Annotated in this window: 7 protein-coding genes; 6 read left to right on the top strand and 1 reads right to left on the bottom strand. The window is 57.4% G+C overall.

Features of this window, described 5'->3' with window-relative positions; all coding sequences use genetic code 11:
• Positions 1-238: 238 nt before the first annotated feature.
• Genes B2R17_RS27735 through B2R17_RS27725 form a run of 3 tightly spaced genes read left to right on the top strand, consistent with a single transcriptional unit; the run spans position 239 to position 3,718 of the window.
• Positions 239-1,933, top strand: coding sequence for a formylmethanofuran dehydrogenase subunit A (locus B2R17_RS27735; protein WP_286766551.1), 1,695 nt, complete (start codon positions 239-241; stop codon positions 1,931-1,933).
• Positions 1,926-2,930, top strand: coding sequence for a formylmethanofuran--tetrahydromethanopterin N-formyltransferase (gene fhcD, locus B2R17_RS27730; protein ID WP_286766550.1), 1,005 nt, complete (start codon positions 1,926-1,928; stop codon positions 2,928-2,930). Before B2R17_RS27735 ends, fhcD begins: the two co-directional genes overlap by 8 nt.
• Complete coding sequence (locus B2R17_RS27725) at positions 2,927-3,718, top strand: formylmethanofuran dehydrogenase subunit C (RefSeq protein WP_286766549.1); 792 nt, start codon at positions 2,927-2,929, stop codon at positions 3,716-3,718. Before fhcD ends, B2R17_RS27725 begins: the two co-directional genes overlap by 4 nt.
• 44 nt (positions 3,719-3,762) lie before the next feature.
• Here B2R17_RS27725 and B2R17_RS27720 read toward each other — a convergent pair whose 3' ends face one another.
• Positions 3,763-4,191: a hypothetical protein gene (locus B2R17_RS27720; protein ID WP_008654623.1), complete on the bottom strand. Its 429-nt coding sequence runs from the start codon at positions 4,189-4,191 to the stop codon at positions 3,763-3,765.
• 201 nt (positions 4,192-4,392) lie between these two features.
• Between B2R17_RS27720 and B2R17_RS27715 the strand changes: the two genes are divergently transcribed.
• From B2R17_RS27715 to hemA, 3 genes are read left to right on the top strand one after another with little or no spacing between them, the layout of a single operon-like run.
• Positions 4,393-7,110 (top strand): ComEC/Rec2 family competence protein, encoded by a 2,718-nt coding sequence (locus tag B2R17_RS27715; protein ID WP_286766548.1) that lies wholly within the window; start codon positions 4,393-4,395, stop codon positions 7,108-7,110.
• Between the two features lie 49 nt (positions 7,111-7,159).
• Entirely contained in the window at positions 7,160-8,098 is a 939-nt protein-coding gene (ccsA, locus tag B2R17_RS27710; RefSeq protein WP_286766547.1) for a cytochrome c biogenesis protein CcsA, read from the top strand.
• The gene (gene hemA / locus B2R17_RS27705) at positions 8,095-9,375 is read left to right on the top strand and encodes a glutamyl-tRNA reductase (RefSeq protein ID WP_286766546.1); all 1,281 of its coding nucleotides are present in this window, start codon (positions 8,095-8,097) and stop codon (positions 9,373-9,375) included. The genes ccsA and hemA overlap by 4 nt, the downstream gene beginning before the upstream one ends.
• The last annotated feature ends 95 nt before the right edge of the window (positions 9,376-9,470 follow it).

Here is a 9,470-nt window from a genome sequence, read left to right as displayed (position 1 = left end):
TAATCAATTCACTCATGGGACACGCAAGTAGACTGGATCGAGGAGGGAGAGGACGAGAATGAAAGTCGATGATGACCAATCGTGATCGCAATGGACCGCTGCGTGGCGAGACATGGTTCACGAGGCTCAGGGGCAGCATCGTACCAGGGACATCGGAATTCGCGTATATTCCCCGCCGAACATTCATTTCTGGCAGCCTTCGCCATTCGCTCGCCACTTCCCGCGTTTGTTTTTCACCATGCTCACTGTTCTTCAAGGAAGCCGGCTGATCGATCCGTCGGCCCCTGGAGCCAAACCGGGCGGCGAGATCGCGGATCTTTGGTGGCGAGACGGTCATCTCATCGAGGCTCCTGAGAAAGGAACCGTCGCGGATCAAACCATTGACGGCAGCGGATGTGTCACGATGGCGGGTGGCATCGATTTGCACACGCACATCGGCGGAGGCAAAGTCACCTTGGCTCGCATGCTGCTGGGCGACCAAATGCCACCCTGGCGTGAAGCCACACGCATCAACGGCGAAGACGCGGCCTCGTGCGAGTTCCTTCCGGCGGCATCGGTGACCGCTTCGCGATACTTGGACATGGGCTACACGACGTGCTTTGAGCCTGCGGTGATTCCATGCAACGCACGATCTGCACACGCGGAGATGGCCGACGTTCGCGGGCTCGACACCGGCGGGTACTGTTTGCTCGGCAACGACGACGTGTTGCTTCGACTGATCGCCGACGATGAACCACAAGAAGTCATCAACGCGTATGTCGCTTGGATGGTTCAAGCGACTCGCTGCATCGCCGTGAAAGTCGTGAACCCAGGCGGCATCAACGCGTTCAAATTCAACGAACGCGAAATGGATGTCGACACCCAACATCCGAAATACGGAATCACTCCCGGCCAAATCATTCGCGTGCTGTGCAGAGCGGTTACGGAAATCGGTTTGCGACATCCGCTGCATGTTCACTGCAGCAATCTGGGTGTACCCGGCAACATCGATTCAACGCTGGCAACGATCCGAGCCGCCGATGGCTATCCCATTCATTTGACCCACGCTCAATTCCACAGCTATGGAACGGAAGGTCCCTACAAATTTTCATCGTCCGCGGCGAAGTTGGCGGACGCACTGAAAGCCAACCCCAATGTGACGCTGGACGTCGGACAAATTCAGTTTGGCCAAACGGTCACGATCAGTGCGGACGCGATGCATCAATACGACAATCGCAATCTGGCAAAGCCTCGCAAGTCAGTATTGCTGGACATCGAATGTGAAGCCGGCTGCGGAGTCGTTCCCTTCCGATACGCTCGCCGCGAATTTGTGCACAGTCTGCAGTGGGCAATCGGATTGGAGTTGTTCTTGATGGTCGACGACCCGTCACGAGTTTTCCTGACGACCGACCATCCCAACGGCGGACCGTTCACTGCGTATCCGCACCTGATCGCCTTGCTGACCAACAAATCGCTTCGCGAAACGGCACTTTCCGAAATCCATTCCGACGCGGCAGCTGCCAGCTCACTGGCGGGCATCGATCGCGAATATTCGCTTGACGATATCGCGGTGATGACTCGGTCCGCACCCGCATCGATTTTGGGTCTGTCTGACCGAGGCCGATTGCAACCGGGATGCATGGCCGATGTGGTTGTGTACGAAGAAAGCACCGACGTCGAAACCATGTTTCGCACTCCGCGAGATGTATTCAAACAAGGCGTTCAAATTCGTTCGCGAGGTCAAAACGTAGAGACTGCAACCCCCGCGAGACGGGACAACACGTTAGCTGCTTCAGTTGAAGTCGACCCCGCATACATCCCCAAGTTCCGTGAGATGCATGCTCGCACAGGAACGTTCGCGATGGACCGATTGCAGATATCCAAAGGTGAAATGGAAGATGTGATCGGCACGCGTTTGATCGAAACACCTCGGTCGGAGAATCAACATGGCTGATTCCACGGCGGCGTCCAAACCATTGTCGATTGCCGGTGTCTCGATCAAAGACACCTTTGCCGAAGCCTTTGACATGAAGGCCACACGATTAATCGTGACCGCGGATGATCGTCGTTGGTGCGAAGAATCGGCCGGGGCGATGTGCGGGTTCGGAACCAGCGTCATCGCCTGCGGACTTGAGATCGCGGTCGAACAAACACTGTCACCGGAGCAGACACCCGATGGTCGCCCAGGCGTCGCGATATTGGCATTTGGAATGTCGGGCAAAGATCTGGAAAAGCAAATTCCACGGCGAGCCGGCCAGTGCGTTTTGACTTGTCCCACAACCGCTTTGTACGGTGGCATCCCCGGCGGCAGCGAGGTACATCCCAAGCGCGTACCGATCGGAAAGTCACTGCGATACTTTGGTGACGGGAACCAAATCAGCAAGCAGATTCATCATTTGGACGCGGATGGAAGGTCCCGGCCTGTGCGTTACTGGCGAATTCCCGTGATGGACGGTGAATTCGTTTGTCAGCACGACGTCGGTCGAGTCGACGCAATCGGAGGCGGCAACTTTATCTTGGTCGGGCGAACGATGCAGTCCGTCACCATCGCCAGCCGCGCCGCGATTGATGCAATGCGAGAACTCCCTGGCATCATCACTCCGTTTCCCGGCGGAACGACTCGCAGCGGATCCAAAGTCGGATCGAAGTACGCCGCATTGTTTGCCTCGACCAATGACGCGTTCTGCCCCACACTTCGAGAAGTCACGCCATCAGAATTGCCTTCCGACGCCAACGCGGCAATCGAAGTGGTGATCGATGGATTGTCGTTTGACGAGATCGCCGAATCGATGCGAGTCGGCATTACCGCCGCATGCGAAGCAGCTGCTTCCGAAGGGCTATTGAGCATCTCGGCGGGGAATTATGGCGGGAAACTTGGCCGGCATCATTTCAAGCTGCATGAATTGCTCGACCGCACATCATCGCCCTCCGATTCGGGGGCCGAACGATGAGTCAAATCACGCTGCGTCTTCGATCCGAGCTCCCATCATCGCTGGATGCATCGCGAATCCGGCTGGATGAATGGGTCCAACTATCAACGCTCGAGATTGAACGATTCCAGTTGCAATCTCGATCTGGCCCGATTGCGATCGGCGATTTTTTAGAGGTCTCCGTGCGATCCGATGTCTCGATGCCACGGCTGGTTTTCGATGGCTGCATGCAACCTGTTTCGGGAATCGGATTCCAACACAAGCTGGGCGAGATCCTTTGCGAGTCCAACGTTGGCGATCACGCGGGCAGTTGTATGTCCGGCGGACGCATCGTGGTGCGTGGCGACGCGGGCGATTACCTGGGTTCGCCAATCGGTTCCCGCAATGTTGGCATGAATGGCGGCCAAATGATCGTCGAAGGATCCGCCGGTGACGACGCGGGTCATCGCATGCGTCGTGGAGAAATCTGGATTGGCGGCAACGTCGGAAAGCGTCTCGCGACTTGGATGGTCGCTGGCACGATTGGCGTGGCCGGTAACTGCGGACCAACCATCGCCTATGGAATGCGGCGGGGAACGTTGATCTTTGGCCGGACTCCGATGCTTGATGAACGTCGGTTCTCAACGCCCATCCCTCTGCGTTCAGCCTTCTTGGGTCTGATGAGTCGGAACAGCGCCGCAAAATGGCTGACGCCCGACGTCTTGCATTCGCTGAATGTGTGCCGTGGCGACCAACTGATTGATGGTCGCGGCGAAATTTGGACGCCAGCATCCGGTACCGAGTCTACGAAAACAGGGGCGTCCAACTGAATGAACACCCCCGCAATCGAACGATCGGTTTGAACCTGTTCGAATCAGACTTCGGCTAGTTCGTCGGCTTCTTCATCGCTCCAGCTTTCTTCGCCTTCGGGAGCGTCGTTCAAGCCCAACTCTTCGAATTGCTCGTCGGACAGCTTCACGTAGTTGAGCGACCGCAAGACTTCCAAGACTTCGCTGCAGGTTGGGAACATGCGGCCGGAGTCACGTTTGTAATCGTCCATCGCTTTCATGAACTCGACTTCTTGATCGCTGTAGTCGCGTTCGCACGTTGTTGGATCAATGTGACGACGACGTTGTTTCTTTCGACGAGGCTGGTCCATCATGCCTGCATCGCTCGCATCGGCGTTGCCATCGCGACGTTCGCTACGACGGCGATCGATGGTCACCACTTCGTCACCAACGTTCTTGCTCTTGGAGCGGTTGGCGGCGGAAGTTTTTGGCGATGATTTGGCAGTCGTTGGCATGGGTTTCCTCGTGCATTAAGAAACAGTGCGAAGTCGGGAAGTGGACTTTCAGTCCGATCCCTCAAAGATCCAGAAGCGTGTGACCGAGAGTTCTTGGCCGTACAATGAGTAGCACGCGGGTTAGGTTCGGGCTGAGCATTCCGGCGAGTTTGCCGACCAGGCAAACTGAAACGCCGCGAATGCGTGCCGGATGTACGGGTTATGCGGCCTACGATTCACCGCGGCATCTTTTCTTACGGATTTGACTTCAGAATGCGGCAAGGCAGTCTCTCGACTCGGCACCTGACGGAACTCCCCAGCCGACAGCCGTTGACGATGTTTGCCGCCACCGGGCTGGCCGGCCTGACTCTCAACCATGTTTGGCCTCAATCTCCGCGAGTCTGGTTCGGGGCGATGATCGCGATGGCGATTGCCTGGGTCCTGGCTTGGTTGGTTGTCACGCCAGGCCGTTCCGACACCGCCGGTAGCCGCACGCGATCCCAAATCAGATTGCAATCTCGATTCAGAACAGTGTGCTGGTTCGGTTTTTTTCTGTTCGCTTTCGCGGGAAGACACGCGTTGGATGAATGGCAATACGCTTCGGCGACCATCCGCGAAATACTGACCTACGAGGAAGAGCCGACGGTCATGGTCGCGGTGGTCGATGAGCCCGTTCGTTTGCAAAGAGATGCCCTGGAGAACACCGTCGCGAGGACATCTGGGCTCGATGGTGCTCGCGGAAACAAAACGGTTGAATCCGATGTTCAGTATCAAACACGATTGATTGTTCGAGTACTGACGATGCGGCGTGGCACTCGGCAAGTTCCGTTCACCGGCCGAGTGATGGTGATGGTCGATGCGGAACGCGAGGACTTGCGACCGGGTGATCCGGTTGAACTGTATGGTCGGATCGCTGCGATTCCCCCACCGAGCAACCCAGGTGAAACCGATCAGCGAATCGCAGCACGCCGGCAAAACATTCACGCACGTATGCGGGTGGGCTCGGCCGATCAAGTTCAACTGCTTAGTGGCAACGAAGTCACCAAAGGTGCATTGCCTTGGGACAATGCTCTTCAGCGATGGTTGGCCGATCGCGCCGCTTCGGCTCGGGACACGATTTTGAAACAGATCGAACCGTCGCAACGTGGGCTCGCGTTGGCTTTGACGCTCGGCCAACGAGATTTCCTGGATCGTCCAACGAACGAACGGTTGCTAGTCACCGGCACGGCCCACCTGCTGTCGGTCAGCGGACTGCACTTGGGGATCATTGTTTTGTTGACTGGTGCGGTGGCTGGTTTGTTGCGTCTACCCATCGCCGGATCAGTGACATTGATTGTGATCGTGATGCTGTTTTATGTCGCCATCACCGGTGCTCGACCGCCTGTCACACGAGCCGCGATCCTGATGTCGACGGTCATTCTCGCCCGACTCTTGGCTCGTCCACATCACCCGCTCAACTCGTTGTCTTTGGCAGCCATCATCCTGATGGTTTGGATGCCAGCGGAGATCTTTGGCATCGGTGTGCAGTTGTCTTTCTTGGCCGTCGCCACCTTGTTGATGTGCGGACGTCCTTTCTCAAGTGCACTGACGCCCGCGGCGGAAACGATTCGTGTCGAAGAACGCTTTGATCAGTTGGCCCAACAATCCCAAGCCGCGTGGCGACGGTTGTTTTCGTTTTGTCTTTCATGGACCGGACGCGTGCTGTGGTACAGCGGCGCGGTCACTCTCATGGCTCTGCCTTTGGTTTGGTCGCAATTCCATGTGGTCTCACCGATCAGCGTCATCGTCAATGTCATGCTTTCACCATTGATGGCTCTCGCGTTGTCCGCCGGAGTGATGACGATCTTGCTCGGCTGGTGGTTGCCATCTCTGGCGTGGATTCCCGGCGGAGTCTGCGGCAAGTTGCTTTCGATCATGCAGTGGATGATCGATTCAGCGGCGGGCTTGGCCGGAGGTCACTTTTGGTTGCCGTCACCACCGACGTTTTGGATCGTGATCTTCTACCTCGGTTTGATTTCGTGGGCTGCGATTCGGCCAATGGTGACCTCCCAGGGCATTCGTCGCCGTATGATCGAAGCCGGTTTGTTGGTCAGTTGGATCGGGATTGCCTACGGGTTGGCCACCAACTCAGCGGATCTTCCCAATCAAACGTTGGAAGCTACCTTCGTCGACGTGGGACACGGGACCGCAACCATCTTGCGTCCCAACGAGCGGGAAGTGTGGCTCTATGATTGCGGCTGGATGGGCAACGCCAACGCAACCAGTCGGAATATCGAGGATGCGTTGTGGGCTTTGGGAGCCACGCACATCGACGGGATTTTTCTGTCGCATGCCGACACCGATCACTTCAATGCGTTGCCGGGTTTGGCCAAACGATTTTCGATCGGAGTGATCGTTGTTCCGCCCAGTTTCTTTGATGGCGACGGTTTCGCGTTGGCTCAGGCTTCGGAAACGATCCGCCGACACCGAATTCCGGTGTTGGAAGTTCATCGGGGTGAGCGGGTTCGACACGCCGGCCCCAGTTGGCTGGATCGGGTCACGGTGCTGCACCCGCCCGAAGAACGAATCGAAGGCAACGACAATGCGAATTCGCTGGTGCTAAGGATCGATTCGGGAAATCGCGTGCTCTTATTGCCGGGTGATTTGGAACCACCGGGAACCGCGGTGCTGACCAACACACTTCGGCCGCCACCCGGCGGGGTGATGATGGCACCGCATCACGGCAGTTTGCAAATGGACGCCGAGGCGGTTCTGCGTTGGGCACGACCATTGGAAACGATCGTCAGCGGTGGCCGGAGGGCTGCCAAACCCGAGGTCACCGAAATGCTGTCCGCGGCGGGAGGCGGCGTGCACGTGACATCGCGTGAAGGAGCCATCCGAGTGCGAATGGGTGCCGAAGGTGCTCTTCAAATCCACGCATTCTCCGAACAACCGTGGTGAGCGATCCCTTCCAGGCTGACAATTTTCCAGGTCGGTGTACGATAAAGCCATGATGGATTTCTTGCGTCAAATTTCGGTCACTTGTTTCTCGGCCAGCTACCTCGTGGTGCTGGTCTTAGAAGCGTTGCGCTTTCTCGGCCGCGTCCCCGGCCGCGGCCTGGCAGTGATCGTGATGATGGGTCTGGGTATTTTCACCCACGTCACCTACCTGACGCTGCGAGCCGCGTCGATTGCCAACGAAGCCAACGTCGGGCGTCTGGCCACATGGACCGATTGGTCGCTGATGGTCGCATTGGGATTGGCAATCGCCTTTTTCGCGTTCTATCTGAGACGGCCGGACACGGTCATCGGCCTGTTCTTTCTGCCGGCAATCCTCGCGATGATCGCACTCTCGCGAGCGGTCAGCCACATGCCCGCGTTTGAACGCAGCGAAGCCGTCGAGGTTTGGCGAGGCGTCCACGGTGCATCCATGATGCTGGGTTCGGCTGCCGTTCTGATCGGCTTTTTGGCCGGAGCGATGTATCTGGTCCAGTCGTGGCGTTTGAAACGCAAGCAAGCCGGTTCATCGCTCCGTTTGCCAACCCTGGAAACCCTTCAAAACCTTAACCGAAGTTGCTTGATCATCAGCACCGCCGCCGTCGGGGTGGGACTCGTCTCCGGTGTCGTCATGAACTGGAACCGTCTGGGCGTGATTCCATGGACCGACGGCGGAATCGTCCTCTCCGGCGTTCTGTTCCTGTGGTTGGTTTCAGCCACGTTGGTCGAGTACTTCTACGCACCCGCCAGCCGCGGCCGCAAAGTCGCTTATTTGACTCTGGCCAGCTTTGGATTCTTGGCACTCGCCATGACCGGTGTGCTGTCCAGTTCCCACGGTGCCGATCAATCCGACGGACCCGCGGAAACGCCAATCCAAAACATCGACTCAGAGATCGAGTTGCCCGAAAACGAAGTGGCACCGGAAATGACCACGCCGCGAGGCCAGTCATGACCCTGAAGATGATCGGGTGCAGCCATCACGATGCTGCCGTTGAAATCCGCGAGCAGTTGTCGTTCACCGAGAACGAAATCAATCGCACCTTCGAACTGTTCGGCCAGCGCTTCGCCGATGCCGAACTGGTTCTCCTGAGCACCTGCAACCGGGTTGAGTTGTATGGAGCGGGCAACAATCCAGCTTCCCTGCAATCCGACGACTTGATTGATTTGGTCGCCGATTGCCTGAACCAATCGCGTGACTTCGTCGCCAACCACATGATCATCCGGGAAGGCCGCGAAGCCGTCGAACACTTGTTCTTGGTCGCCGCCAGTTTGGACAGCATGGTCGTCGGCGAAGCCCAGATTTTGTCGCAGGTCAAACAGTCCTACGACTTGGCCAACGATGCCGATCGCACCGGCCCAATCACCCACGGCGTATTCCAAGCCGCGAACCGAACCGCCAAGCGAGTGCAAACGGAGACCAGTATTCACCGTCGCCGGTTGAGCGTTCCCAGTGTTGCAATCGGCGAAGTTGTTCCCGAAGTCTTCAATCGGCTGCAGGGCAAACGCGTGGTGCTGTGCGGTGCCGGCGAGATGGCCGAAGAAACGCTTCGATATCTAAAGAACGGCGGTGCGAACAATTTATGCGTCGTCAACCGAAGTCTCGATCGAGCACAGAAGCTGGCCGAAGAATTTGGCGCCGACGCTGAATCGATGGACAGTCTGCACGACCAGATTGTGCAAGCGGATCTGCTGATCGGCACCACCTCAGCCGAAGAACCGATCGTCGACGCATCCACTTTCGCGGCTCTGAATGCCAAACGAGGTGGCCGCATCATGTTGGTTCTCGACTTGGCCGTTCCGCGAGACTTCGATCCGATCATCGGCGACGAAGCCGGTGTGTACCTGTACCAGATCGATGACCTGCAGGCTGCCTGCAATCGAAACCGCCGCGAACGCGAAAAGCAGTGGCCGAAAGCGAAGAAGATCATCGATGAGGAAGTCGATGGCTTCTTTCAATCACTGCAACAACGAGCGACCGGACCGGTCATTCGCCGGCTTCGTGAACGGGCTGACAAAGTCAAAGCGGAAGAACTGCAGCGGCTGTTTGGAAAGCTCAATGGTTCCACCGACACGGCCATGCAGAAGGAGATCGAAAAATCTTTCGATCGACTGACCAACAAACTGCTGCATCCGCCGATGGCCTCGCTGCGAGATGACGCTGCGGACGGGCATTCACGCGGACTGCTGGAGGCGTTGCGACACCTGTTCAACCTGGGCGAAGACTCTTAGTCAAACGTCCCGGAAATCGCTCCGATCGACGTACAGCCGTAGGATCTCTCGGCCCCGCAGTGGCGCACCGGGTGGCTTGCCCGTATCAGCGGCGA

Origin of the sequence: Rhodopirellula sp. UBA1907, assembly GCF_002337565.1 — a bacterium.
GTDB classification, from domain to species: domain Bacteria; phylum Planctomycetota; class Planctomycetia; order Pirellulales; family Pirellulaceae; genus Rhodopirellula; species Rhodopirellula europaea.
Note: the sequence above shows the minus strand (reverse complement) of the source record. Positions and strands in the feature narration are given on the sequence as shown.